This window comes from Vibrio sp. Y176 (assembly GCF_033438945.1).
Window position 1 is genome coordinate 1 of sequence record NZ_JAWOQS010000079.1, and the last position, 1305, is coordinate 1305.

The 1305-nt window shown below is 41.3% G+C and carries 1 pseudogene; it reads left to right on the top strand.

From position 1 onward, the window contains the following. The first annotated feature begins 358 nt into the window (after nt 1-358). A pseudogene (locus R7O13_RS24200) lies at nt 359-1237 on the top strand (AEC family transporter). Nucleotides 1238-1305: the final 68 nt, after the last annotated feature.

Here is a 1305-nt window from a genome sequence, read left to right on the forward strand (position 1 = left end):
TCAATATTTTTTGTTTAGTGAATGCTTAATTACAAAAAATATCCAGTCAATATGACTAAACAATAACAACAAAACGACATTAATCACTATTTAATAAAAATATCAGAGATTGGCTATTTTACAGACACATGACATAAAACTTGTCGGTATTTCAGTGATTTGTATGTAACTTGATACGTAACAATTAGTTCAAAGGTACGACCACTCCATATAGCTAATGTGCTTTGAGAAAGCTTGATTTAATCCACGGTTCTCATTGTTTCACCATGACGCAATGCATGAAGGTTTGATACTGTGATTACCACTTAGTTGATTAACCAACTAAGCGCACATCTACCTCATATACACTAAGGCGACCATGATTAATCAGATCATTAATATTCTTTTTCCTGTGTTCGCTCTTGTCGGTGTGGGCTATCTTGTCGGGCGCTATATCAAACCTGATTTTCGCCCCATCAATCGAATTAATATCGATGTATTCACGCCAGCTCTGGTGTTTTCCTCATTAGTGAGCATGCCGCTCGACTCTGAACAAGGCCCCCTACTCTTAGCCGCCATCATTGCGGTTTTAATTCCGGGGTTACTCATGCTTCCGATGTGTAAAATCACTGGGCTAACATTTAAAGCTTGGGCTCCACCTCATATGTTTCGAAATAGCGGGAACCTTGCGATACCGTTGTTCACTTATACATTTGGCGAAGTTGCCCTTTCTTCTGCTGTACTGCTGTTTGTAGTATCAGCTTGCTTACATATCAGCGTAGGTGTGATGTTGTTAAGTAACGGGAATCCATTAAAACAAATCATGAAGATGCCAATTTTCTTATCGGCATCGCTCGCATTATGTTTGAACTTATCAGGTATTGGCGCGTGGACACCGTTGTATGAAGCAACAGCACTACTAGGGCAAGCCGCTGTTCCGGTAATGCTGCTTTCTCTTGGCTCACAAATGTGCCATCTAAGACTGGATGGATGAAAAGTTGTCGTTTTGTGTACCGTTCAATCCTTAACGACTGGCGTAATCGCGTTTGCAATCATTTATTGGTTTATTCCTTTACCAACCATGCAACTACAAATGATGGTGCTGTTCACCATGCTACCTCCGGCGGTCATGAATTATCTATTTGCAGAGCGACTGAATATCGAACCGATGACAGTGGCATCCATGGTGTTGTTTGGGAACTTCTTTAGCGTATTGACGTTGCCATTGCTCCTAAGTTACACGCTGTCGTTGGCGTAAGTGAACCTTGCAAGTCCATCGTTGCTGTTGGTAGGCAAACCTGAAGGTTTGGATTTTCGACACAATCT